Raw genomic sequence first — 23,862 nt, forward strand, 5'->3', positions numbered from 1 at the left:
GAAAGCCAGAAAAAGAGCGGCAACCTGCGCCATCGACACGACGCGTTGCCAAGCAGCAAAAGATGCTTCGCCGGACTTCATGGCCCGGATCATGATGCCGAATTGCGCTTCAAGTCACAAATTTTTTACAAAAGACCACGATTCTGGCATCCCGTCCATCGATGTTCGCAGGAGCGCGTTGCGTACAGGGCACAGGGCTACCATCCGCAGGCCCGGGAGCCGAATTTCCGGAACTGCGGACCATTTCATCCAGACTCCTGACCGATGCCGGCGCCCGACCTTTCCTCCCGCCAGTTGCGCGCTTTTGCCGCCTTGGCCGAGCAGCGCAATTTCACGCGGGCGGCACAAACCTGCCATCTGTCGCAACCCGCGTTCAGCGCGCTGATCCGCACGCTGGAAGAGACGCTCGGCGCCCGCCTGTTCGACCGCGACACCCGCAGCGTGCAACTCACGCCCGAGGGCCGGCTGTTCGAGCCTTCGGCGCGGCGCCTGCTGGACGACATGCAGGGCGCCATCGGCGACCTTGCCGACCATGCCCAGCGGCGCAAGGGCCGCGTGAGCGTGGCGGCGCTGCCCTCGCTCGCGGCCGGTTGGCTGCCGGCCATCCTCGCGGAATTCATGCGCCAGTGGCCCGGCATCACGGTCGAACTGCACGACGCGCTGTCGGACGCCTGCATTGCCCAACTCCGCAGCCACCAGGCGGACTTCGCGCTGGCGGCCACGGGCGCCGGCGCGGCCGCGGCCAGCGACCTGCGCGGGTGCAAGCTGTGCGACGACCGCTTTCACCTGGTGTGCCGCAAGGACCATCCGCTGGCCGGCGCACGCAGGCTCACGGCAAAGCAGCTTGCGCCCTGGCCCTTCATCCAGATGGCGCGCAACAGCAGCGTGCGCCAATCGCTCGATGCGGCCCTGCATCCGCTCAGGCTGAACTCGGTGTTCGAGGTCGAGCACCTGGCCACGGTGATGGGCCTGGTGGAGGCCGGCATCGGCATCAGCGTGGTGCCGGAGCTCACGCTTTTTCACTTCCGGCGCGACACCCTGGTGACCCGGCCGCTGCCGCTGCCCGGCCTGACACGGACCATCTACCTGGTGCAGCGGCGGGAAGGCAGCCTGTCGGTGGCGGCCCAGACGCTGCACGACCTGATCCTTGCGCGGCTGGGTACGCTCAACTGAGGCCCTGAAAAAGAAAACGGCCCCGAAGGGCCGTCGTCTCCGCGGCAGCCTTGCAGCCGCCGCGAATTTGCGCGTTGCGCGATTTACTTCTTGGCCTTCTTGGCGGAGCGGCGGCCTTCTTTGCCGGCGCTGCCTTCTTGGCGGCGGGCTTGGCTGCTGCCTTGTCGGCCTTGCGCTTTGCAGCCTTGGGGTCGATGGCGGCCTTGAACGCTGCGCCCGGGACGAACTTGGGCACCTTCTGCGCGGCGATCTTGATCTTCGCGCCGGCTTGGGGGTTGAAGCCGGTGCGCGCGGCACGGGCCACTTGCTTGAAGGTGCCGAAGCCGATGAGCTGCACGGGGTCGCCCTTCTTCACTGCTGCAATGATGGAGCCGGTGACGGTTTCCACGATGCGGGCGGCTTCAGCCTTGCTGACGTTGTGGGCGGTGGCGATCTTTTCGACCAGTTCGATACGGTTCACTTGAAAATTTCCTTTGGATTGTTCTCGTCATGTTGCCAATGACGGCGCAGCGGCTGAGGCCGTCTGCAAGCGGCGCGGAGTGTAGCGCACGCGGCGGCCCCAAAAGATCGCGAACGCTTTTGCAGCCCCGCAAAGCCCGCTTTCCCGGGTGCTTTCAAGCCGCTTCCCTGATGGCCTCCGTCAGGAACCGCACGAAGGCTTTTCCCGCATCGGGCAGCGAACGGCCGGCCAATGTCTCTACCTCCAGGTGGCGCTCGTTCATCTCGCGGTCTTTCAGCGCGATGGCCACCAGCGCCTTGGATTTCAGCTGCGTGCGGATCGACAACTCGCCGTAGAAGGCGATGCTGCCGCCGCCCGCGGCCGCAAAGCTGACCAGCGCATTCGCATGGTTGCTGGACATGGCCTGCACGTAGCGCAGCCCTTGCCTGCTGCAGCTGATGTCGAGCAGTTGGCGGATGGAGCTGTCCTGCGGCGGCAGCCCGAGCGGATAGGCCACCACCTGCCGCAAGGAGAGCTGGCGCTGCGCCGCCAGCGGATGGTCGTTGGCCATCACCGCGAGGATCGGGCTCGGGTGGCGCAGCTCGATCTTGATGCCCGGCTCGGGCAGCGCGCTCAAGGTGATGCCGACATCGGCCTCGCCGTCGCGGATGCGGCCGGGAATCTCGCTCGGCGAGCAGACTTCCAGATGAAAGCGGATGCCCTCGTGCCTGCTGCGAAAGCGCGAGATCAGCGTGGGAAGGAAGTCGAACGCGAAGCCTTCGGTGCTGGCCACCCGCACACGCCCGCTGCGCAAGCCGCGCAAGCCCTCAATGTCGCTCGCGACCCGCTCGATGTCCTGCTGCACCCGCTTGGCATGCGCGGCCAGCAGCTCGCCGGCCGCGTTGGGCACCATGCCCCGTGCGTGCCGGTCGAACAGCAAGGTGTCGAGCTCGCGCTCCAGGCGCGCCACCTGCCGGCTCACCGCGGAGGGCGCCACGTTGAGCCTGGTTGCGGCCTCCTTCACCGAGCCGGTTCGCACGACCTCCAGAAAGTACCGGACCGCCGTCTCCTGAAGTGCGTGAAGCGACATGGATTCTCCTTCGCAGTTGCTATCGGAAACCGCTGTGCGTCGATTGCCGAAACGGCAATCCACAATTCTAAACATTGCGCTTGTGGCAGGGGGCTTCGGCTCCTAGGATGAAACTGCTTTCCCGCTTCACGCTTTCGCAGCCTCGCCTTTTATTGCAGCGTCCCGCCCCCTCAGGAGAACTCTTCATGAAACGCCTTCCCGCTTTCGCCAGCATGGTGCTGATGTCCTGCCTCGCACTGTCGACTCTGGCAGCGGCTGCCGCGGAGACCGGATTTCCGACGCGGCCGGTCACGCTCGTGATTCCCTTTCCGCCCGGCGGCGCCACCGACGTGAACGGGCGCGTGATCGCCCAGCGTCTGGGCAAGGAGCTCGGGCAGCCCGTGGTCATCGAGAACCGCGCCGGTGCCGGCACGGTGATCGGGGCGAGCTACGTTTCCAAGGCCGCGCCGGACGGCTACACGCTGCTGGTCAGCTCGGGCACCACGTTCACCGTCAACCCGGCCATCCGCTCGAATCTTCCGTACGACCCGGTCAAGGGCTTCGACCAGATCGGCCTGGTCGGACGCGTCGGCCTCATCCTGCTCGCGAACAGCGAGGTGCCGGTGAAGACGGTCAAGGAGTTCGTCGACTACGTGAAGGCATCGCCCGGCAAGTATTCGTACGCCTCGTACGGCACCGGCACCACGTCCCAGTTCACGGGAGAAACCATCCTCCATGTCGCAGGCCTCAAGATGACGCACGTTCCGTACAAGGGCAGCGCCCCGGCCATGACGGATCTGATGGGCGGCCAGGTTCCGTTCAGCATCGACACGGTGAGCGCCGCCATCCCCCAGCTCAAGAACGGCAAGATCAAGGCCATTGCGGTGACCACGGCCAAGCGCTCCACCCTGTTGCCCGACGTGCCCACCCTGGCCGAAAGCGGCTACCCCGACATCAACATGGACAGCTGGCTGGTGGTGTCGGCGCCGAAGGGCCTGCCTGCCGAGGTGAAGGCCAAGCTCGAGAAGGCGCTGGCCGCAACCATGGCCGACGCCGACACCCGGGCCAAGCTGACCGCGCAGGGCCTGGAGCCGGCCTACGGCAATTCGGCCGCCGTGAGCGAACTGATCAGCAAGGAACTGCCCTTGATGCGCGCCATTGCCGCGCGCGCCAACATCACCTCCGACTAGATGATGAACGCCCCCCGAAGCGCCTTCGGCGCCTCCCCCCACTGGGGGGCGCACCCGGCGGCCGGGCAAAGCCCGTTCCGCGGGTGCACTGGACTTGGCCCCCTGGAACAACAACCGACATGAGCACTCACAACGAATTGGTCGAAAAATCCGCCGTCGAACTGCGCCGCCTCATCGGCAGCAAGGCGGTCTCGCCGGTCGATCTGCTCGAGGCCTGCATCGCGCGGATCGAGCGGGTGAACCCTTTCGTCAATGCCGTGACCGCGACCTGCTTCGAACGCGCGAGAGCCGAAGCCAAGGCCGCCGAAGCGGCCGTCATGCGCGGCGACGCGCTGGGCTTGCTTCACGGCCTCCCGCTCGGCGTGAAGGACCTGGAGCCCACCGAAGGCCTGCTCACCACCTGGGGCTCCGCGATCTTCCGCGACCACGTGCCGCAGGAAGACATCGAACTGGTGGCCCGCCTTCGCAAGGCCGGCGCCATCGTGGCGGGCAAGACCAACGTTCCCGAGATGGGCGCCGGCGCCAATTCGCGCAACGACGTGTGGGGCGCGACCGGCAACCCGTTCAACCCGAACCTGAATGCCGGGGGCTCTTCCGGCGGCTCCGCGGCGGCGCTGGCGTGCGACATGCTGCCCGTGTGCACCGGCTCCGACACCGGCGGGTCGCTGCGGATTCCGGCCGCCAAATGCGGCGTGGTGGGCTTTCGGCCTTCGCCGGGCATCGTGCCCAGCGTGCGAAAGCTGCTGGGCTGGACACCCATCTCCGTCGTCGGCCCCATGGGCCGGACCGTGGCGGACGCCTGCCTGCAGATGGCGGCCTCCGCGGGCATGCACGCCGGCGATCCGCTGAGCTATCCGCTGGACCCGCTGTCTTTCCTGAAGCCGGCGGACGTCGACCTGAGCAGGCTTCGGGTGGCGTGGACCGAAGACTTCGGCGTCTGCGCGGTGGACGACGGCATCCGCGCCACGATGCGCCGCAAGATCGACGCCATGCGGCACCTGTTCAAGCGCTGCGACAAGATCGAGCTGGACCTGGGCGAAGCGCACCGCTGCTTCGACGTGCTGCGCGCCGAAGCCTTCGTGGCGGGCATGCAGGCCGCCTACCAGCGCGACCCGGCCAGCCTGGGGCCCAACTCGCGCGCGAACTACGAGATGGGCGCGCAGATGAGCCTGCTCGACAGCGCCTGGGCGCAGGCCGAACAGACCCGGCTCATCAAGCGCTTTCAAGCGACCTTTGCCGACTACGACCTGATTCTTTCGCCGACCACGCCGGTGTCGCCGTTCCCGTGGACGCAGCTGTACGCGGACACCATCAACGGCGAGAAGCAGGCCAACTACTACCGCTGGCTCGCGCTGACCTACGTCGTCACCCTGACCACGCATCCGGCGCTGGCGCTGCCTTGCGGCGTCGACCATGCGGGCATGCCCTTCGGGCTGCAGATCGTCGGCGGCTTCCGGGCCGACCACCAGGTGCTGGGCGCGGCGCGTGCAATGGAAAGTGCCTTCGCCGCCAGTGCGGAGCTGCGCCGCCCGCGGCCCGACCTGGCGTCTTTGCGCATGGCTGAACCTGCGCTCACATCCATCGTCACGGCGCCGCCGGGCTCGCATGGCAGCGCTTCGAGCGCTGCGACCACTTCGGCCGTCTGAGAAGACAGCGCCGGGGAGCCGGCAAGCGATGCGGCCGCGTTCCCGGCGGCAGCGGCGCACCGCTTGACCTTGCCATGGTGTCAACCCCGACACTGGAGCCCACTTCATCGAAGGAAGGCGTCTCCATGAATCACCAAGGCCACCACGCGTTGCACCGGCCTGCCCCGACGAGCGGCGCGCCGAGCGAGACCGCTGGATCGCCTGGCACCATCTACACCTGCCCCATGCATCCGGAAATCCGGCAGGACCATCCGGGCAACTGCCCCAAGTGCGGCATGACGCTGGAACCCGAGATGCCGAGTCTCGAGGAGAAGGAAGATCCCGAACTGCGCGACTTCAAGCGGCGGTTCATCTGGACCCTGCCGCTCACCATCGCGGTCACCGTGCTCGCCATGGCGGGACACCGCCTGCAATGGTTCGAGATGGCGGCGCAGAGCTGGATCGAACTGGTTCTTTCCGTTCCCGTAGTGCTGTGGGCCGGATGGCCCTTCTTCGAGCGCGCGGTGCAATCCGTGGTGAACCGCAGCCCGAACATGTGGACGCTCATCGGCCTGGGCACCGCCGCTGCTTTCATCTACAGCGTGGTGGCCACGGTGGCACCGCGCGTGTTTCCCGAGTCGTTCATGTCGATGGGCCGCGTGGCGGTGTACTTCGAGGCGGCCGCGGTCATCATCTCGCTCACCCTGCTCGGCCAGATTCTCGAACTCAAGGCGCGCTCGCAAACCTCTGCGGCCATCAAGTCGCTGCTGGGCCTTGCACCCAAGACGGCCCGCCGGATCGGTGCCGATGGCGCTGAGGAAGATGTTCCCATCGCGCATGTGCATGTCGGTGACAAGCTGCGTGTCAGGCCCGGCGAAAAGGTACCTGTGGACGGCGTGGTGGTCGAGGGCGCCAGCGCCGTCGACGAATCCATGCTCACGGGCGAACCGCTGCCGGTCACCAAGCGTGCCGGGGACAAACTCATCGGCGCGACGCTGAACACCAGCGGGTCTTTGGTGATGCAGTCGGAGAAAGTCGGCTCGCAGACCGTGCTCGCAAGCATCGTGCAGATGGTGGTGCAGGCCCAGCGCTCCAGGGCGCCGATGCAGCGCATGGCCGACCAGGTGGCCGGCTACTTCGTCATGACCGTGATCGGCATCGCGGTGCTGACCTTCTTCGCATGGGGCTTCTTCGGGCCGGCTCCGAGCTGGACCCATGGACTCATCAACGCCGTGGCGGTGCTCATCATCGCCTGCCCCTGCGCACTCGGCCTGGCCACGCCGATGTCGATCATGGTCGCCACCGGCAAGGCGGCCACGCAGGGCGTTCTGTTCCGCGATGCGGCCGCCATCGAGAACTTCCGCAAGGTCGACGCGCTCATCGTCGACAAGACCGGCACGCTGACTGAGGGCAAGCCACGGTTCGAACGCGCAGTGGCGGCGTTCGGCTTCACCGAGGACGAAGTGCTGCGCCTGGCGGCCAGCCTCGACCAGGGGAGCGAGCATCCGTTGGCGCATGCCATCGTGCAGGCGGCGCGCGAGCGCAGCCTCGCGCTGGGCACGGCGGACGACTTCGAATCCGCCAGCGGCATCGGCGTGAGCGGCAGCGTCGGCGCCACGAAGCTGGCACTGGGCAATACCGCGCTGATGGATCAGTTGGGCGTTGCGATCGGCGATCTCAAGCCGCAGGCCGAGGCCCTGCGCGCCGAAGGCGCCAGCGTGATGTTCCTCGCTGCCGACGGCCAGCTGGCCGGCCTGCTCGCCGTGTCCGATCCGGTCAAGGCCACCACCGTGGAAGCACTGCAGGCGCTCAAGGCTTCGGGCATGCGCGTGATCATGGCCACCGGCGACGGGCTGACCACGGCCCGGGCCGTCGCTGCCAGGCTGGGCATCGACGAGGTGCATGGGGAGGTCAAGCCCGCCGACAAGCTGGCATTGGTGGACAAGCTGCAGCGCGAAGGACGCATCGTCGCCATGGCCGGCGACGGCATCAACGATGCGCCCGCCCTCGCCAAGGCCGACGTGGGCGTTGCGATGGGGACCGGCACCGACGTGGCGATGAACAGCGCGCAGGTCACGCTGGTCAAGGGGGACCTGCGCGGCATCGCGCAGGCGCGCGTCGTCTCCGAGCAGACCATCGCCAACATGAAACAGAACCTGGGCTTCGCGTTTGTCTACAACGCGCTCGGCGTACCCCTGGCGGCCGGCGTTTTGTACCCGTTCACCGGATGGCTGCTGTCCCCGATGATCGCGGCCTTGGCGATGAGCTTGAGCTCGGCGTCGGTCATCACCAATGCCCTGCGGCTGAGAGCGAGCGGGCCCTTGAAGCTGCCGGTCGAATAGCGCCTGCCGGGGTGCCGAGTTGCGAGGACAAGCAGCTTCCGAATTCGGCCTACAGACATTCCGCCCCGGTTTGTGCAAGTTGGGCGCATGACACACCCCATCGAACTCATCATCGAGGAGCCAGCCCTCGGTTCATATGTCTGGCGCCTGCTCGAAACGGATGCGGAGGGAGCCAATCCCAAAGTGCTTCACGGCGCCTTCGACGCGGCGGACACCTATGAAGCCGCGCTGGCCGCCGGGCAACGTGCGCTGCAGACTGAAATTCGACGACGAGCCGCGCCCGCCCACACCTAGAACGAGAACGCGTGATCCGCCGGCAGGCCTCGTGGAGCGATGAGGCCTGCGGTGCGCGCTGGAGCGGCACCTGATCTCCTTCGATACGTAAGATCGGGCCGGCCCTCGCCTGCGAGCACAGGCGAGCCGCCCCCTTCCACAATGACAAAAGGAGATCTACCGATGCAGAACGGAATCCGTCATCGCCGCCACTTCCTGAAGACCGCCGCGGGCTCCGGATTGGCGGCCCTTACCGGACTGGCCGATGCGCAATCTTTCGAATTCAAGCCCAACCAGCGCTATCCGGATCCTTCGGTGCTGATCCTGGATCCGAGCTTTGCGAAGTACCGCATCTACAGCAGCACCATCGAGCAGGTGGGCACCGGCATGCGTTGGGCGGAAGGGCCGGTGTACTTTCCCGAAGGCGGCTACCTGCTGTGCAGCGACATTCCGAACAACCGGATCATGAAGTACGACGAGAGGACCGGCAGGTTCACGGTGCACAAGCAGAACGCCAACTTCGCCAACGGCAACACCCGCGATCGCCAGGGCCGGCTCGTCACCTGCGAACACTCGGTCACGCGCCGCGTGGTGCGCACCGAGAAGGACGGCCGGATGACGGTGCTCGCCGATAGTTTCGACGGCAAAAAGCTCAACGCGCCCAACGACGTGGTCGTGAGGTCGGACGACACCGTGTGGTTCACCGACCCCATCTTCGGCATCAACGGCGAGTGGGAAGGCTCCAGGGCCACGCCGGAACAGCCAACCACCAATGTCTTTCGCATTGCCACGGACGGCAAGCTCACCGCGGTGATCACCGATCTCGTGAACCCGAACGGCCTTGCGTTTTCTCCGGACGAGAAAAAGCTCTACGTGGTCGAGTGGAAAGGCACGCCCCACCGCAGCATCTGGAGCTACGACGTTTCAGCCGACGGCGCCAGCGTGTCGAACAAGACCAAGCTGATCGACGCGGACGGCCCCGGCGCGCTCGACGGCTTTCGTGTCGACCGCGACGGCAACCTCTGGTGCGGCTGGGGCTTCAGTGGCGCATTCGCGCCCGAGCCGACCGACATCGGCGGCGGAATGAAGGCCCACCTGCCGCTCGGAAAGTCTGAGGAGCTCGATGGCGTGAAGGTCTTCAACCCCCAGGGCAAACCGATCGGCTTCATCCGGCTGCCGGAGCGGTGCGCCAATCTCGAGTTCGGCGGGCCGAAGCGCAACCGCCTCTACATGGCGAGCAGCCATTCGCTCTATGCGCTTTACGTGGAGGCGCACGGAGCGGTCTAGCGTTTCGGCGGCCGAGGTTCGTTGCTACGCCGCCAGCGATGCGATCTCCGCCGCCGTCAGCGCGCCGTGATAGACCCGGAAGTCGTCGAGCCGGCCGCGCAGGAACGGATCTGCTGCGTACTGCGAACGGCCGAGAAAGTTCTGCGTGGTCTCTCCGAGATCGAAGGGAGCCAGCGTCATCTGCGCGTTGCTGCCGGCCACCGCGCCATCGACATACAGCGTGCCGAGCGCACCGGACAAGGTGACGGCCACATGCACCCAGCGGCCGGTGGGCAGCGGCGACGAGCCTTCGATCAGTTGCGTGTTGTAGCCGTGGACCGTGGAGATCGCATAGCGCACCGTCCCGGCGCTGCTGCGCGGCGTCAGCATCATGTAGCGGCGCTGGCCGGAGCCCAGATCGAACACGCGTGACCACGTCGGGATGGCGTCCAGGTACACCCAGCATGCGATCGTGAAGTCGGCCAGGTTCTTCACCGGCGCCGCCGGAAGGTTGACGCAGGCCGCCGCGCTGGCCAGGGCGACGGCGCTGCCCTCGTGCCCGGCCACCCAGGCCGCTCCACCCGCGAGCTCGCTCGCGGCGAACCGGCCCGTTGTATCGGCGGCCGAAGTGCCCTGAGCCTCGTCGAACTTGAGCTGCATCAGCAACTCGGCCCTGATGGCGGCCCTTGCCTCGGTGGAAGGGGTGCTCTCTCCGCCCGCGTTCACGGCCACCACCACGTAGTGCCACACCTCTCCCGCTGCGACGGCGCTGTCGGTGAAGGTGAGCGTATCGGTGATGCCCGAGGTCACTGTTGCGTAGGGCCCGCCCGCAACGGCCGCGCGCTTGACCGTGTAGCTCAGCGCACCGGTGCTGCCCCACCACGACAACTCGACCTGCGCTCCGCGCACCCGCGCCGTGAGCCCGCTCGGCGGCACGAGCGTGGCGAGCGGATCGCGCGTGTAGGTCAGCGTTCCGAAGCCAAGCTGATCGCCGTTGCCGCCATCTGACTCAGGGCGCATCTGGATGGCCTGCAGCGACGTGAAGGGCGTGGCAATGCCCAGCCGGTTGGCATAGTGGTTGTAGACGCTTTCCCAGATCCCGCGCATGTGTCCCTGTCCGGCCGTCGACAGCACGGACTGGGTTCCCTGCCTGTTGATGTTGGTGAAGAAAGGCACGGTGTAGAAGTCACCCGAGCCGTCGCGAAGGTTGGACTTGGCCACGTACTCGGCACCGGCCAGGAAGCGGTTGTTCTCGTAGCCGTAGACATCGTCGCCCTGGTTCCAGGCCATCTCGCAGAACACGCCCGCAAGGCCGATGCCGAGGGTGCAGTGACCCTGGTCGCGGCCGCTCTCCTGCCACTGGCCAAGGTAGCCGGGATGCACGTGATAGACCGCCTGCAGGCCGGCGCCATTGCCCTGGCCGGTCTTGTAGTAGCCGAGCGCCTCGTCATAGATGTCGACCCGGTCGCACAGCACGCCAATGGCCAGCATCGAGGCCAGCGTGCATTGATCCCAGTTGGCCCAGTAGTTGGTGATTTCAGAGCCGTTGTGGTTGATGAGGAAGCTGTGGTTGAGCGGATAGAACACCGTCAGCATCATGTTCTGGAAGCGCGCGAAGTCGCTTGCCGCCCAGCCCGGATAGGACCGCATGATCTCGGCCGCATTCGCGAACTGGTGGCCGTAGATGCCGGCCGCCAGGAAGCGGTCTGCGTTGCCCTGGATCGACGTCAGCGTGGACGACCAGGCATTGAGGAACACGACCGCCAGGTCGGCATAGCGCGTGTCCTGCGAAACCTTCCAGCGCAGCGCAAGCTGGTAGGTGCGCGCGATGTCGATGTACATCTGCGCAAAATTCTGGTCATCCCCGCCGCGAATCACCGTGGCCAGCGGCCGTGGCGTGGCGCCCAGCTGCGAACGGCCGTTGGCCTGCAACGCGTTCCACCCGGCGAGCCAGGGTTGCGCATTGGCCGCGACCTTCGCGCGCATGCGATCGAAGTCGGCCTCGGTGTGCAGGAGGCCGGGGTGCACGAACTTTCGCGATGGAGCGGCTGTTTCTTCGGTCGCGGTATCGGTCGAGGGATCTGTCCCCTCAGAGGAGACGACAACCGACGACGTGGAAGCGTTCTGCGGTGACGCGGCGAGCGCGCCGAAGCCGCCCGCCACACCCCCACCGCCCCCTCCTCCGCCCCCACACGCGCTCGTGCCGAGCGCGACCAGGCTCATCGCGCCCATGCAGAAGGCGCGGCGATCTAGAGGAACGTTGTTTTCGCTGTCTTGTGGATGCATGTCGAAGAGCTGTTGGTTATAAATTGTTACAGCAACATGCATGCCAATCGACGAGTGAAACCTTTTCCATTCGTCGATCGACCCCGATTGGCACCGCGGCATGCCGCAAGTGCCCCGGAAATGACATTCGGCGTCACATCAAGGCGCCGTTGCGCTCAGGAATGTCACCGTTGCGCCCCGCTAACTCCGCGAACCTGCGGGCTTCAACCGGCTCGCAAGAAAATCGAGGAACGCACGGTGCGCCGCCGGCGATCTGAATGAATGATGAAAAGCGCCATCAATGCGTAGCCGGGCTGCCATTGCCGGGCCGGATCCTGAACCAGATGGAATACATGGCCGGCAGGAACACCAGCGTCAGAATCGTCCCCGCGAACGTACCGCCGATCAAGGTATAGGCGAGCGCACCCCAGAACACCGAGTGCGTCAGCGGGATGAACGCGAGGATCGCCGCGAGCGCCGTCAGGATCACGGGGCGGGCACGCTGCACGGTCGCCTCGACAACTGCATGGAACGGGTCGAGCCCTTCCTCCTGGTTGTAGTGGATCTGCCCGAGCAGGATCAGCGTGTTGCGCATCAGGATGCCCGACAGCGCGATGAGCCCCACGAGTGCATTGATGCCGAAGGGCTGCTGGAACAGCAGCAAGGTCGGCACGACGCCGATCAGCCCCAGGGGACTCGTGAGGAACACCATGACCATCGCGGAGATCGAGCGCACCTGGAAGATGATGATGAGCAACGTGAACGCCAGCATGATCGGGAAGAGCGGCAGCATTGCCTTGGTCGCCTTTTCCGATTCCTCGATGGAACCGGCCTGAACGATGTGGTAACCGGCGGGCAGCTTCTGCATGAGGGGCTGCAACTGCGCAGTGATCGCGTTTGACACGTCGGGGGGTTGCAGCCCGTCGGCGATGTCTCCCTGCACCGTGATCGTGGGCATGCGGTCGCGTCGCCGCATGACCGGTTCTTCCATGCGCACCTCGACCTCGCCGACCTGCGACAGCGGAATGCGCTGGCCGCCAGCACCGGCGAGCGTGAAGTCCGCGATCCGGGCCGGGTCGAGGCGCGTGCCGCCAGCCGAACGGGCCATGACCTGCACGGTGCGGATGTCTTCACGCACGGTGGTCACACCGGCGCGCCGCTCAGGAGGAACTGCAGTTGCTGCGCCACCGCGCTGGAGCTCAGCCCGACGGCCTGCAGGCGGTCCTGCTTCAGGGTGAAGTGCAGCGTGGGCGTGCGGGTGCCCCAGTCGGTGCTGACGGTGCGCATCATCGGGCTGGCATCCATCACCTGCCGCACCTCGGCCGCGATCCGGCGCAGTTCGTTCGCATCGGGCCCGCTGACGCGGTAGGCCACGGGAAACGGCGAGTAGGGCCCGAACACCAACTGCGTCACGCGCACCCGCGCCTCGGACGCGAGGCCGTCCGCAATGGCCTCGCGCAAGCGGTGCTTCAGCGCTTCGCGCTCCTCCTGGCTGGCCGTGCGGATCACGATCTTGGCGAACGACGGGTCCGGCAGTTCCGGCCCCATGGCGAAAAAGAAGCGGGGTGCACCCTGTCCGATGTACGAGGTGACGATCTGGGCCTCCGGCTGCGTGGACAGCCAGGCCTCGACTTTCGCCGCTGCGTTGCTGGTCTGCGTGATGGCCGTGCCATAAGGCATCTGCACTTCCACCAGGACTTCGGGGCGGTCGGAGATCGGGAAGAACTGCTTCTTGACCACGCCCATGCCGAGGATCGACACCACAAAGAGGCCGACCACCGCGCACGCGACCAGCCACTTGCGCGCGATGACGCGTTCGAGTAGCCGGCGCAGGCGGTTGTAGCGCGGCGTGTCGTAGATCGCGGCGTGGCCGCCTTCGACCTTCTTGAAGTTCGGCAGCAGCTTGACGCCCAGGTAGGGGGTGAACACCACCGCGACGACCCAGGATGCGATCAGCGCGATGCCGACGATCCAGAACATGTTGCTGGTGTACTCGCCCGCCGTCGACGGCGCAAAGCCGTTCGGCATGAAGCCGACGGCGGTCACCAGCGTGCCCGAGAGCATCGGCGCTGCCGTGTGGCTCCAGGCGTAGGCGGACGCGGCCACATGGCTATAACCCTCCTCGATCTTCACGACCATCATCTCGATGGCGATGATGGCGTCGTCCACGAGCAGGCCCAGCGCCAGGATCAGCGAGCCGAGCGTGATGCGGTCGAAGTTCTTGCCGGTGGCCTCCATCACCACGAAGACCACGGCCAGTGTGAGCGGCACGGCGGCGGCGACCACCAGGCCGGCGCGCCAGCCCATGCTCAGGAAGCTCACCAGCATCACGACCAGCAAGGCCGCGAAGAACTTCACCATGAATTCGTCCACCGACGCGGCGATGTTGACCGATTGGTCCGTGACTTTCGACAGGCTCAGGCCCAGGGGCAGTTCGGCGTTGATGGCGCGGGCTTCCGCCTCCAGCGACTTGCCCAGATCGAGCCCGTTCCAGCCTTCCCGCATGACGACGCCTATCAGCAGCGCCGGCTCGCCGCCGTTGCGGATCATGAAGGTGGCGGGATCTTCGTAGCCGCGCCTGACCGTGGCCACGTCCGACAGCTTCAAGGTGCGGCCTTGCGCGATCACTGGCGTGTCCCGGATCTTCTGCAGGGTGTCGAAGGCGCCGTCCAGGCGAATGAAGACCTGCGGCCCCTTGGTTTCCACGGACCCGGCCGGGCTCAGCGCATTCTGGGCATTGAGCGCGGCGAACACGTCCTGCGGGCCGATGCCCAGGGTGGCCAGACGGTCGTGCGCGAACTCGACGTAGATCCGTTCGGACTGCTCCCCCGCAATGTTCACCTTCTTCACACCCGGCACGTGCAGCAGCCGCTGGCGCAGCGCTTCCGCATCGCGCACCAGCACGCGCTGCGGCTCTCCCTTGGCCTTGAGCGCGAAGAGGGCGAAGGTGACGTCGGCGTACTCGTCGTTGATCATCGGGCCGATCACGCCCGCCGGAAGATTGCCCGCTTCGTCGCCGACCTTCTTTCGTGCTTGATAGAACTCTTCTTGCACCTTGGAGGGCGGCGTACTGTCCTGCAAGGTCAGCGTGGTGAACGCGAGACCGGGCCGAGTGTAGGTTTCGGCGCGATCGTAGTAGCGCAGCTCCTGCAGGCGCTTCTCGACCTTCTCTGCGACCTGGTCCTGCATCTCCTGCGCCGTGGCGCCGGGCCAGGCCGTGATGATGGTCATCACCTTGATTGTGAAGGCGGGGTCCTCCGCGCGCCCCAGCTTGAAGAACGCGACCAGGCCCGCCAATGAGATCAGGCAGATCAGGAACAGGGTGATGGAGCGTTCGCGAACCGCGAGCGCCGACAGATTGAAACGGCTTTCGCTCATGGACGGGCTCCGCCACCCGCAGGCGCCGCGACCGCGCCGGCGACGCGCACCTCTTCGCCGTCGCGCAGCAGGTGCGCGCCGAGTGCGATCACTCGATCGCCCTGTTTGAGCTGGCCCGTGACTTGGGCGCGGTCGTCTTCCAGCGACTCCACCTTCACCGGCTGCCAGTGCACCTTCGTCGGATCGCCGGTGATGACCCAGACCCCCGGCGCCTTGCCGGCGTCGAACAGGGCGCCGACGGGCACCTGCACACCGTTCTTCGCGACGGCCTTGCCGTCCCCGACGAGGACCGTCACCGTGGCGCCCAGCGGCGCATTGGCCAGCTCGCCTTCGAGCACATAGCGCGCCTCGAAGGTGCGGGTGAGGCGGTCGGCCGCATCCGAAAGCTGCCGCAGCTTCACAGGGACCGCAGCGCCTTCCTTGCCGAACAGCGTGGCATGGCCCGCAGAGCCGACGGCAGGGCGCAGCGTTTCGGGCAACTGCACCACCGCCTCCCTGCGCCCGGCCTGTGCCACGCGGACCACCACCTGGCCGGCGGTGACGACCTGGCCGGGCTCGACCAGCGTTTCAAGGACCGTGCCGTCGACGTCGGCGACCAGGTCCGAATAGCGGTTGGCATTGCGCGCGACATCGGACTGCGCTTCGGCCGCACTGAGCTGGGCTTGGGCGGCATCCGCCGCGGCCTTGATCTGGTCGTAGGCCGAAGCGGAGATTGCACCGGTGCCGCGCAGGTCGCGATAGCGCAGCTCTTCGTCGCTCGCCTGCTTCGCGCGCGCTCGTGCAGCGGTCACGGCCTCCAGCTGCGCACGCGCGGCGAGCTTCAGATCGGCGGGGTCGATGCGCATGAGCAACTGCCCACGCTTGACTGTTTGCCCGGCGTCCACGAGCCGCTCCAGCACCTTTCCCGAGACTCGAAATCCCAGGTCGCTTTGCACACGTGCGGCTACGGTGCCGGTGAAAGAGCGCGACGCCGAAGCGGCGGCCTGGACGGTAGCGGCGCGCACCAGCGGCACTTGGAGGCGCGGGTCTGGCGGCGCCTTGTCGTCGCAAGCGACCAGCGCGAATGGCAAGGCGCAGAAAAGTGCGGATGTAACGAAGCGGCGCGGATGCATGAGGGTCCCATGGACGAATCGATCAGGACCCTGATTTTGATAACAGTGACCAATTTAGTCAATGGTCACATGCAGGTTTGTTTGCCTAAGGTGACAAGCTGCGCAGCACCAAGCCGGACAGCTGTGCTGGCGCATGGTCCGTGTGATCAAAGCTGTGCCGCAGGATCAAGGGGTTGATATAGGGGTGAACGACCAAGTAGATCGCCGCCGCCGTCTCGTCGATCGGTGTTTTGCGCTCGAAATCGCCGGAATCCCGCCCCTGCTTCAGCACCTCGGCGATCAGTTGCCGGATACACGCTTCGTGAGCGATGGCCGACTGCCAGCGTTCGCTGGCCGCCGAGATGGCAATCTCGTAGAGCTTGCGGTCCTGGAAAAACAGGCGAAGGCCCGAATCGACAATGGCCTTGAACATGCGGCGAAGTTTCTCCGGCGGGCGATCAGTTCCATCGATCGCCGCGCGGATGTCGGCCTCGATCTCGCGCAGGCAGTTGGAACAGATCATTTCGCCGATCGCCTGCTTGGACTCGAAGAACTTGTAGATGTACGCCTTGGAGAAGCCGATGGCCTTGGCAAGGTCGGAAACCGTGGTCTTCTCGTAACCGTACCGGCTGAAGTGCTCGGTTGCCGCGACGAGGATCTGCGCGCGCACGTCATGGTCGGCCGGCCCCCGCGCGGCAGGGGAAGAAGAAGTTGCATTGCTCATGCCGACAGCTTACCGCTCCAGCGAACAGATGACAACGAGTGACCAAATTGGATTATAGTCACCCAACTTGTTTGCGGTTCCGATGCCCCTCCTTCCGGAAGAAGCCATGTCTCAACGTACCCTTGCCATTCCCCTGCTTTTCAGCCTGCTCGCGGGTTGCGCGGTCGGCCCTGACTATGTCCGGCCCGCGATCACTCTGCCGGACCAATACATGGGCCAGGCAGCCCTCGATCGGCGGGCCGCTACTGCGAATGCCGAGCTGGCGGCATGGTGGGCCGCGTTCGGCGACGCGCAGCTGGCCCGCTATGTCGAACTCGCACTGACGCAGAACCTCGATCTTGCGCAAGCATCCGCCCGCGTGGCGCAGGCCCGGGCAGGGCTCGGTGCGGCGAATGCGGCGTTGTTGCCCTCGGGCAACCTCAGCGGACAAGCCGCCCGGGCCTACCAGTCGGTGGAGACGCCGCTGGGCCGAGTCCTGAACTCGCAGCCAGGCTTCGATCGCTACGGCAACGCCTACGAAGCGAACCTTGGCGCAAGCTGGGAGCTGGACATCTTCGGCGGCCTGCGTCGGGGACGCGAAGCTGCGCTGGCCGACTACCAGGCATCGGAGGCCGGTGCGGCCGCCACGCGCCTGGCCGTGGCCGCGCAGACCGCGGACATCTACATCACGCTGCGCGGACTGCAGGCCCGTCTCGACGTGGCACGCCGGCAAGTCGCCACACAGCAGGACCTGCTATCGAAGATCGCCCTGCTCTACGGCAAGGGGCTGGCCGCCGAACTCCAGATGAGGCAGGTCGAAGGTGCGCTGGCGCAGGTCCGTGCGTCGGTGCCAGTTCTGGAAGCGGGCGAGGCTGCGGCCATGAACGCGCTCGACGTGATGCTGGGCGCGGCACCGGGCGCGCACCGCGCCGAACTGTCGGCTGCGGGTGTCATTCCCGTCGCACCGCGCATCGGCGCCACCGGATCACCCGGCGAGTTGCTGCGACGCCGGCCCGACCTGATCGTCGCCGAACGGCGCCTTGCGGCATCGAACGCGCGCATCGGCATTGCCGTGGCCGAGTACTACCCGAAGCTGTCCTTGGGAGGAACGATCGGCAGCGCCACATCGGTGGCCAGCGGCAACCTGTTCACCGGCGGCGCCAGCCAGGCTGCGGCCCTGCTCGGCCTGCGCTGGCGGCTGTTCGACTTCGCGCGCATCGACGCGCAGATCGAAATGGCCAAGGGACAGGACGCGGAGTTGCTCGCAGCGTTCCGGCTCGCCGCGCTGCGTGCGACAGAAGACGTGGAGAACGCTTTCTCCGCCCTGGTCAAGCGTGAAGAACAAGCCGCATTGCTCGCGCAGGGCGAGGCATCGCTCGGTCGTGCGCGAGGTGCCTCGTTCGCGGCTTACCAGCGCGGTGTTGTCAGCCTGATCGAAGTGCTGCAAGCGGACGAGAGCCTTCTGCGCGTGGCCGATGCGAGAGCGCAAGCGCAAACGGAGTCGGCGCGCGCGGCGGTCAGTGCATTCAAGGCGCTGGGCGGCGGCTGGCAGGCTGAACCCGTTAGGGCGGCGGCCATCGGTACGCATTGAAAGCGTTGCATCGTCGGATCTCGCCCACTCCACGGCAAATCGCGTCTTTGCTTCCGATGGATGGCGCGTCTTGAGGGACCTCTAGATCCCATTCGGAGACTTGAAAGGCTGAGCCATGAAAGAGGGTCGGCGGGTTGTTGATCGGCCGGCGATTCCATGAAGCGAAGATGCCACCGTGTACCTGTTCGGTGTACCAAGTCAGGCGGACAGCGAAGGGCCACAAACTGAAAAGCCCCTGATTCCGTTAGGAATCAAGGGCTTAGAAGAGTGGTGGCCTGGGGCGGAATCGAACCACCGACACGCGGATTTTCAATCCGCTGCTCTACCAACTGAGCTACCGGGCCTTGGTGTGCAGCCTTAAATTATACAGCGCTTCTGCGGCCTCTCGAAAGATCGACCCCAAGTTGTTTGAGCTTGCGATAAAGATGGGTCCGTTCCAGCCCGGTCTTTTCGGCCACGCGGGTCATGGACCCGTTTTCCATGGCGAGGTGGAATTCGAAGTAGGCCTTCTCGAAGCCGTCGCGCGCATCGCGCAGTGGGCGGTCCAGGTCGAAGCTCTGGGTCGATTGCGGCCCGGCATCGGGAACCGGCACCGCCGCCAAGGAGGCCAGCAACAGGCTGTCGCCCGTGGTGGTGATGGCGGCCGATGGGTTGACGCCCGCGGCCGGAGGAACAACGCCCGCGGCTGCGCGCCTTGCACTTTCGCGCGCGAGCCCCTGCTCCACGGCCTTGAGCAGCTTCTGCAGGGTGATGGGTTTTTCGAGGAATGCGAAGGCGCCGATGCGCGTTGCATCGACCGCCGTGTCGATGGTGGCGTGGCCGCTCATCATGATGACGGGCATGCTCAAGAGCCCGGCCGTGGACCACTCCTTGAGGAGCGTGACGCCGTCCGTGTCGGGCATCCAGATGTCGAGCAGCACGAGGTCGGGTCGTGCGCGTTGCCGTGCGGCGCGAGCTTCGGCCGCGTTTTCGGCGAGCTCCACGTTGTGGCCTTCGTCATTGAGAATTTCGAAGAGCAGGTCCCTAATACCCAGCTCGTCATCGACCACGAGAATGTTTGCCATGAGTGCTGCTTGTCTTGTGCGCTGGTATCTGAATGATGTGTATGGGTCCGCCGGCCTATCCATCGCCTGGAGGCGATGGATTCTTTCGCTCAGGCGGCGGAAGACTTCGAATCTTCGGTGTGAGCGGCCGCTGCCTGCGACACGCCTGCCAGCGCGAATGATAGCGAGACTTGCGCCCCTGCTACAGCCCCATCGACAACACGGTTGGAAAGCTCGATACGCGCGCCGTGTTCGTCCGCGATTTTCTTCACCACGGCCAGCCCCAATCCGGTACCTTTTGTTTTCGTGGTGACGTAGGGCTCGAAGGCGCGCTTGAGGATGTTTTCGGCAAAACCGGGGCCGCTATCTTGCACGGTGAGGCGCACGCGCTGGCCCGAATCGCCGAGGCGGGTGCGAATGACGACTTCGCCGGCACGCCCGGTGCTGCTGGCGGCGGCCTCGGCGGCGTCCTGCGCGTTCTGCAGCAGGTTGTGGATGACCTGGCGGATCTGCTGCGCGTCGCCGCGGATCGGCGGGCAGCGCTCGTCCAGCTCGGAGCGCAGCGCAATGGGGGCGTTGTCGGCACCGTAGAGCTGGAGCACGTCGACCAGCAGCGCATTGAGGTCGACCGGCTTGAGATCGGCCGCGGGCAGGCGGGCGTAGTCGCGGAACTCGTTGACCAGGCGCTTCATCGCGTCGACCTGGTCGACGATGGTCTTGACCGACTTGACCAGCACGGCCTGCTCGGACGGCGCGACCTTGCCCGAGAGCTTCATTTCGAGCCGCTCGGCCGAAAGCTGGATGGGCGTCAGCGGATTCTTGATTTCATGGGCCAGGCGGCGCGCGACTTCGCCCCAGGCCTGGGCGCGCTGGGCCGACACGATCTCGGAGATGTCGTCGAACACCAGCAGCCGGGCGGCGCCGGGCAATTCCGCGCCGCGCGCGACGATGTTGATGGCGCTGTCCTGCTGCGGCAGATCGGTGCCGGTGGCGTGCAGCTCGAAGGCGTGCTGCCAGTGGTCGAGGCCGTGCTGCAGGCGCTCGACCTGGAATTCGTCGAACTGCTGCTGTACGCTGTTGCCGAAGTCGGCCAGCCCGGGAACCTGGGCGAGCGGCATGCCCTCGTAGGCCGCCAGCGGGGCGCGCAGCACGCGGGTGGCACCGGGGTTGGTGGAAAGTATGGTGCCCTTGGCGTCGAGCACGATCACGCCGGAGGTCAGGTTGTCCAGGATGGTCTGCAGGTTGGCGCGGGCGGCATCGAGCTGGCCCATGGTTTTTTCGACCGCGCCGCGGGCATCGGCCAGCTGCTGGGTCATGACGGCAAAGGAACGCGTGAGGCCGCCCAGTTCGTCTTTGCCCTGCAGCACGGTGGTCGGCCGCAGGTCTCCGGCGGCCACCTGGCGAACGCCGTCGGCCAGCACGAGCAGCGGCCGCGCCAGCTGGTTGCCGAACAGCACCGCCAGCAGCACGGCGCCAAACACAGCCAGGAACAGGCTCAGCGTGAGGGTGCCGATGTACATCCGCCGCAGGCCTTCGCGGGCCAACGCGCGCTCCTGGTATTCGCGGTTGGCCTCCTGCACGGCGAGCGCATTGGCCACCACGGCGGGAGGCAATGGCTGCGTGACCTGAAGAAAGCGCGGCGCGGTGTCGAAGTCGAAGCCCGGGCGCTGCACCATGGCCAGCGCGCGCACGCTGGCGGGAGGCAGGGTGGTCCCCGGCGGAGCCGTTTCGTCCAGGCCTTCGATATGGGCGATGGCGCGGTCGCCCCGTGCTTGCCGCAGCTGCTGGGTCGTCGGCCGCTCGGGGCTGAGCTGGAAGCGCGACGCGCCCGCGCCGGCCACGAGCTGGCCGGTGCCGGTCCAAAGCACCACGTCGGAAGCCTGGAGCTGGTCGCGAATGCGCTCGAGGACCAGGCCGGCGCTCGCGTCGGGCACCTGCACCAGCTGGGCGCTGGCCACGCGTGTCTTGGCGGCCAGGTCGTCGGCGAGCGAATCGAGCGTGGCGCGCCCCAGGTTCAGGCCGGCATCGAGCGCGCCTTCGACCTTGACGTCGAACCAGCTCTCGATCGACCGTGCGACGAACTGGTAGGACACCACGTAGACCAGTGCGCCGGGCACGACGCCCACCAGCGCGAAGATGGCCGCCAGCTTGATGAGCAGGCGGCTGCCGAACTTGCCCTGGCGCAGGCGCCGCAGCAGGCGAAAGGCAACCCAGCCGATCACCAGCACCAGCAGCACCGCCACCACCACGTTGATGCCGAAAAGCCGTACGTAGTAGCGCTCGTACAGCGCGCGGTTGTTGGTGGCTTGCGCCAGCAGGAACATCAGCACCAGGCCGATGGCAGTGACCAGCGCGGCGCCCACGCCCACGGCCCAGCGGATCGCGCGCGCGCGGCGGGCGGCGGGGCTGGCCGCTGCGCCGCTGCGCGGTTTGGTGCTCACCGCTGCTTCTCCAGGGCCAGCTTGGCGCTGCGCTCGGCAACGATGTTCCAGTCGGCCTGCCCGACCACGCCGATCTGGAACGGGCGCGGCAACTGCGAGGTGTCGAGCCGGAAGCGGAACACGACCTGATGCGTGGGCTCGTCGCCAATCTCGGCCGCATCGCCCAGCCGCAGCCGGCCGATGCGCTTGACGGCATCCATGGCGTCGGCAAGGCTGTCGAAGTTCTGGTTCAGCGAAACGCCGAATCCCGCGGCGCCGGTGATGGGCACGGGCGACACATTGAGCCGCCAGCGGCGCGTGAGCGGCTGGTAGGCAAGCCGCATATGGCGCGTGACCTGGGCCACCTTGCGGTCGGTCCAGTACCAGCGCTCCTGGAAAACCTCGGCCTCGGCCACGAAGTAGATGGCAATGCCCTTGTCGAGCACCTCCTCGACCAGCGACGGCAGCTCGAACTGCACGGCCGCCGTGAGGTAGACACCGTCGTCGGCCTGCTCGAGGCGCATCTGGGTGACCGACGCAGCGGCAGCGCGCCCTTGCGCGGCCGCGGTGAGGGGCAGCCAGCTCAGCAGCAGCACACAGGCCAGCAGCAGCGCCGCCAAGGCCGTGGCGCCGCGCCGCCTGCATGGCTCAGCGCGGGCGTTTTTCAAGCAATGCGTAGAAGAAGCCGTCGTGGTCACCTGAGGCATTGTCCGGGACGGCGCGGGCATTCGCCCCGCTTTGGGGAAGCAAATGGCCTGGCGATGCCTTCAATCGGGCGTTGGTGTTGTGCGCAAGAAACGCATCGATTTGTTGCGAGCCCTCTTCCCGGAACACGGAACAGGTGCAATAGAGCAGCCGTCCGCCGGGCCTGACCAGCGGCCAGAGCGCCGCCAGCAAGGCCGCCTGCTGGACCGCGAGCTGGGCCGTGTCGCTCTCGCGGCGCAGCCAGCGCACGTCGGGGTGGCGCCGGACGATGCCCGACGCCGTGCACGGCGCGTCGAGCAGGATGGCATCGAAAGGCGTGCCGTCCCACCATGCGGACGGCCGCGCGGCATCGGCCACCACCACCTTGGCGGACAGCCCGAGCCGGCCCAGGGTCTCGTCGATGCGGCGGCTGCGTACCGCGTCGACTTCGAGGGCTGTCACCTCGACGGCCTGCGGACCGGCAAACTCCAGCAGGTGCGCCGTCTTGCCGCCCGGGGCAGCGCAGGCATCGAGCACGCGCAGCGGCGCGGCACCGGCCGCGGGAAGCATCCCCTCGAGCAGCAGCGACGCCGCCATCTGTGCGGCTGCGTCCTGCACCGAGCATTCACCATCCGCGAAGCCCGGCAGTTGCTGCACCGGCCGGGCCCGCGCCAGCTGCAGGCCGGCTGCTCCCACGCGCACCGCCGACAGGCCGGCGGCTTCCAGCGCGAGCTGGTAAGAGGCCACCGTGGTCTTCTGCAGATTGACGCGCAGGGTCATCGGTGCGTGGGCGTTGTCGGCCGTGAGCACGCGCTGCCAATCGCGCGAGTGGTCGCGCTTGAGCCGTTCGATCCACCAGCGCGGATGGTTCCACTGCGCGACCGGTTCATGGTCGGTGGCGGCCACGAGTTCGTCGCGTTCGCGCAGGAAGCGGCGCAGGCAGGCATTGATGAAACTGGCTTGTGCGCGCGTGGCCGGGTTGCGCTTTGCAGCCTCGACCGCCTGGTCGACCAGCGTGAAGGGCTCGTAAGGGGCGTGCTGCGCATCCCAGGCCAGCGCCAACGCGGTGCACAGCAAGGCATCGGGCAACGGCGGCGGCGTGCGCTTGGCAAGGTGGCGGCGCAACGCTTCTGCACGGCCCAGCCAGCGCAGCACCTGGAAGCCGAGCGCCTGCACGCCCGGCCGCATGGCCGGCTCCACCGCCTCGAAAGCGACGGTGCCAGAGCTGCCGGCGCGAATCGACGCCAGCGCCACGGCAGTCAACTGCAGCTGGCGCCAGAGCGGGGGTTGCAGCAGCGGTGCGTGGCTGC

General features: G+C 66.7%; 15 protein-coding genes, 1 tRNA gene and 2 pseudogenes. 7 read left to right on the forward strand and 11 right to left on the reverse strand.

Annotated elements, in window-relative coordinates; all coding sequences use genetic code 11:
* The first annotated feature begins 264 nt into the window (after positions 1-264).
* Complete coding sequence (locus tag ACAM55_RS21305) at positions 265-1,173, forward strand: LysR substrate-binding domain-containing protein (protein ID WP_369653443.1); 909 nt, start codon at positions 265-267, stop codon at positions 1,171-1,173.
* Positions 1,174-1,267: 94 nt separating this feature from the next.
* Here the strand turns inward: ACAM55_RS21305 and ACAM55_RS21310 are convergent.
* Together ACAM55_RS21310 and ACAM55_RS21315 are read right to left on the reverse strand one after the other, a co-directional pair.
* A pseudogene (locus tag ACAM55_RS21310) lies at positions 1,268-1,633 on the reverse strand (HU family DNA-binding protein); the annotation flags it as partial.
* Positions 1,634-1,787: 154 nt separating this feature from the next.
* Positions 1,788-2,702, reverse strand: a complete 915-nt coding sequence (locus tag ACAM55_RS21315) for a LysR family transcriptional regulator (protein ID WP_369653444.1) — start codon at positions 2,700-2,702, stop codon at positions 1,788-1,790.
* Positions 2,703-2,887: 185 nt separating this feature from the next.
* On the opposite strand from ACAM55_RS21315, the gene ACAM55_RS21320 reads away from it, so the two are divergent.
* From ACAM55_RS21320 to ACAM55_RS21340, 5 genes are all read left to right on the forward strand, one after another.
* The gene (locus tag ACAM55_RS21320; RefSeq protein WP_369653445.1) at positions 2,888-3,871 is read left to right on the forward strand and encodes a Bug family tripartite tricarboxylate transporter substrate binding protein; all 984 of its coding nucleotides are present in this window, start codon (positions 2,888-2,890) and stop codon (positions 3,869-3,871) included.
* A 119-nt stretch (positions 3,872-3,990) separates the two neighbouring features.
* A complete protein-coding gene (locus ACAM55_RS21325) occupies positions 3,991-5,517 on the forward strand; it encodes an amidase (RefSeq protein WP_369653446.1) in 1,527 nt (508 codons plus the stop codon).
* A 125-nt stretch (positions 5,518-5,642) separates the two neighbouring features.
* Positions 5,643-7,838 (forward strand): copper-translocating P-type ATPase, encoded by a 2,196-nt coding sequence (locus ACAM55_RS21330; protein ID WP_369653447.1) that lies wholly within the window; start codon positions 5,643-5,645, stop codon positions 7,836-7,838.
* A gap of 87 nt (positions 7,839-7,925) precedes the next feature.
* Complete coding sequence (locus tag ACAM55_RS21335; RefSeq protein WP_369653448.1) at positions 7,926-8,132, forward strand: hypothetical protein; 207 nt, start codon at positions 7,926-7,928, stop codon at positions 8,130-8,132.
* 162 nt (positions 8,133-8,294) lie between these two features.
* The gene (locus tag ACAM55_RS21340; protein ID WP_369653449.1) at positions 8,295-9,398 is read left to right on the forward strand and encodes an SMP-30/gluconolactonase/LRE family protein; all 1,104 of its coding nucleotides are present in this window, start codon (positions 8,295-8,297) and stop codon (positions 9,396-9,398) included.
* Between the two features lie 24 nt (positions 9,399-9,422).
* Here the strand turns inward: ACAM55_RS21340 and ACAM55_RS21345 are convergent, their stop codons facing one another.
* The 4 genes and pseudogenes from ACAM55_RS21345 to ACAM55_RS21360 form a co-directional block, all read right to left on the reverse strand.
* Entirely contained in the window at positions 9,423-11,663 is a 2,241-nt protein-coding gene (locus ACAM55_RS21345; protein ID WP_369653450.1) for a LamG-like jellyroll fold domain-containing protein, read from the reverse strand.
* A 277-nt stretch (positions 11,664-11,940) separates the two neighbouring features.
* A pseudogene (locus tag ACAM55_RS21350) lies at positions 11,941-15,020 on the reverse strand (efflux RND transporter permease subunit).
* Positions 15,017-16,132, reverse strand: a complete 1,116-nt coding sequence (locus ACAM55_RS21355) for an efflux RND transporter periplasmic adaptor subunit (protein ID WP_369653451.1) — start codon at positions 16,130-16,132, stop codon at positions 15,017-15,019. Before ACAM55_RS21355 ends, ACAM55_RS21350 begins: the two are co-directional and overlap by 4 nt.
* Before the next feature lie 85 nt (positions 16,133-16,217).
* Complete coding sequence (locus ACAM55_RS21360; protein ID WP_369653452.1) at positions 16,218-16,835, reverse strand: TetR/AcrR family transcriptional regulator; 618 nt, start codon at positions 16,833-16,835, stop codon at positions 16,218-16,220.
* 106 nt (positions 16,836-16,941) lie between these two features.
* On the opposite strand from ACAM55_RS21360, the gene ACAM55_RS21365 reads away from it, so the two are divergent.
* A complete protein-coding gene (locus ACAM55_RS21365) occupies positions 16,942-18,405 on the forward strand; it encodes an efflux transporter outer membrane subunit (protein ID WP_369653453.1) in 1,464 nt (487 codons plus the stop codon).
* A 268-nt stretch (positions 18,406-18,673) separates the two neighbouring features.
* Here ACAM55_RS21365 and ACAM55_RS21370 read toward each other — a convergent pair.
* The 5 genes from ACAM55_RS21370 to rsmB all read right to left on the reverse strand — a co-directional run bounded on the left by ACAM55_RS21370 (position 18,674) and on the right by rsmB (position 23,845).
* Positions 18,674-18,749, reverse strand: a tRNA-Phe gene (locus ACAM55_RS21370).
* 18 nt (positions 18,750-18,767) lie between these two features.
* Entirely contained in the window at positions 18,768-19,469 is a 702-nt protein-coding gene (locus ACAM55_RS21375; RefSeq protein ID WP_093023379.1) for a response regulator, read from the reverse strand.
* A gap of 89 nt (positions 19,470-19,558) precedes the next feature.
* On the reverse strand, positions 19,559-21,889 hold the full coding sequence (locus ACAM55_RS21380; RefSeq protein WP_369653454.1) for an ATP-binding protein: 2,331 nt from the start codon (positions 21,887-21,889) through the stop codon (positions 19,559-19,561).
* Positions 21,886-22,536, reverse strand: a complete 651-nt coding sequence (locus ACAM55_RS21385) for a DUF4390 domain-containing protein (RefSeq protein ID WP_369653455.1) — start codon at positions 22,534-22,536, stop codon at positions 21,886-21,888. Before ACAM55_RS21385 ends, ACAM55_RS21380 begins: the two co-directional genes overlap by 4 nt.
* Positions 22,517-23,845, reverse strand: coding sequence for a 16S rRNA (cytosine(967)-C(5))-methyltransferase RsmB (gene rsmB / locus ACAM55_RS21390; RefSeq protein WP_369656446.1), 1,329 nt, complete (start codon positions 23,843-23,845; stop codon positions 22,517-22,519). The genes ACAM55_RS21385 and rsmB overlap by 20 nt, the downstream gene beginning before the upstream one ends.
* Between the last annotated feature and the right edge of the window lie 17 nt (positions 23,846-23,862).

It is taken from the genome of Variovorax sp. V213 (genome assembly GCF_041154455.1).
GTDB lineage: Bacteria > Pseudomonadota > Gammaproteobacteria > Burkholderiales > Burkholderiaceae_C > Variovorax.